General features: G+C 51.5%; 1 rRNA gene. It reads left to right on the top strand.

Annotated elements, in window-relative coordinates:
- Nucleotides 1-2,036, top strand: a 23S ribosomal RNA gene (locus IE103_RS18250); the annotation flags it as partial.
- Nucleotides 2,037-2,057: the final 21 nt, after the last annotated feature.

The following is a 2,057-nucleotide window of genomic DNA, read 5'->3' on the forward strand; positions in this document are numbered from 1 at the left end:
TCACCAACGGGGGTAGAGCACTGTTATGGCTAGGGGGTCATCGCGACTTACCAAACCATTGCAAACTCCGAATACCGTTGAGTGCGAGCTTGGGAGACAGACATCGGGTGCTAACGTCCGGTGTCAAGAGGGAAACAACCCAGACCGCCAGCTAAGGTCCCAAAGTACAGCTAAGTGGAAAACGAAGTGGGAAGGCTAAAACAGTCAGGAGGTTGGCTTAGAAGCAGCCACCCTTTAAAGAAAGCGTAATAGCTCACTGATCGAGTCGTCCTGCGCGGAAGATGTAACGGGGCTAAGCTGTACACCGAAGCTGCGGATATCTAGCAATAGATATGGTAGGAGAGCGTTCTGTAAGCCTGCGAAGGTGTCTTGTAAAGGATGCTGGAGGTATCAGAAGTGCGAATGCTGACATGAGTAGCGATAATGGGAGTGAAAAGCTCCCACGCCGTAAGCCCAAGGTTTCCTGTTCAACGTTCATCGGAGCAGGGTGAGTCGGCCCCTAAGGCGAGGCAGAGATGCGTAGCTGATGGGAAGCAGGTTAATATTCCTGCACCGTCGTATGATGCGATGGGGGGACGGATCGCGGAAGGTTGTCAGGCGGTTGGAAGAGCCTGTTCTTGACTTGTAGAAGGTGCTTAGGCAAATCCGGGCACGTAATTCAAGGGGTTGAGACGAGTGAATTTATTCACGAAGCAATCGGAAGTGGTTCCAAGAAAAGCCTCTAAGCTTCAGTCATACGAGACCGTACCGCAAACCGACACAGGTGGGCGAGATGAGTATTCTAAGGCGCTTGAGAGAACTCGGGAGAAGGAACTCGGCAAATTGGTACCGTAACTTCGGGATAAGGTACGCCCTTGTAGTTTGACCCCCCTGCGGGGGAAGGATGAAAGGGTTGCAATAAACTGGTGGCTGCAACTGTTTAATAAAAACACAGCACTCTGCAAACACGAAAGTGGACGTATAGGGTGTGACTCCTGCCCGGTGCTGGAAGATTAAATGATGGGGTGCAAGCTCTTGATTGAAGTCCCAGTAAACGGCGGCCGTAACTATAACGGTCCTAAGGTAGCGAAATTCCTTGTCGGGTAAGTTCCGACCTGCACGAATGGAGTAATGATGGCCACACTGTCTCCTCCCGAGACTCAGCGAAGTTGAAATGTTTGTGATGATGCAATCTACCCGCGGCTAGACGGAAAGACCCCATGAACCTTTACTGTAGCTTTGCATTGGACTTTGAACCAATCTGTGTAGGATAGGTGGGAGGCTTTGAAGCGGGGACGCCAGTTCTCGTGGAGCCATCCTTGAAATACCACCCTGGTTTGTTTGAGGTTCTAACCTTGGCCCGTTATCCGGGTCGGGGACAGTGCATGGTAGGCAGTTTGACTGGGGCGGTCTCCTCCCAAAGTGTAACGGAGGAGTTCGAAGGTACGCTAGTTACGGTCGGACATCGTGACGATAGTGCAATGGCATAAGCGTGCTTAACTGCGAGACTGACAAGTCGAGCAGGTACGAAAGTAGGACATAGTGATCCGGTGGTTCTGTATGGAAGGGCCATCGCTCAACGGATAAAAGGTACTCTGGGGATAACAGGCTGATTCCTCCCAAGAGTTCATATCGACGGGGGAGTTTGGCACCTCGATGTCGGCTCATCACATCCTGGGGCTGTAGCCGGTCCCAAGGGTATGGCTGTTCGCCATTTAAAGTGGTACGTGAGCTGGGTTTAAAACGTCGTGAGACAGTTTGGTCCCTATCTGCCGTGGGCGTTGGATATTTGAAGGGGGCTGCTCCTAGTACGAGAGGACCGGAGTGGACGAACCTCTGGTGTATCGGTTGTCACGCCAGTGGCATTGCCGAGTAGCTATGTTCGGAAGAGATAACCGCTGAAAGCATCTAAGCGGGAAACTCGCCTTAAGATGAGATATCCCAGAGCCTTGAGCTCTTTAAAGGGTCGTTCGAGACCAGGACGTTGATAGGCTGGGTGTGGAAGTGCAGTAATGCATTAAGCTAACCAGTACTAATTGCCCGTACGGCTTGTCCCTATAACTTTGGTCAGTTATAGA

The organism is Affinundibacterium macrobrachii (assembly GCF_014652415.1).
GTDB lineage: Bacteria > Pseudomonadota > Gammaproteobacteria > Burkholderiales > Burkholderiaceae_D > Undibacterium > Undibacterium macrobrachii.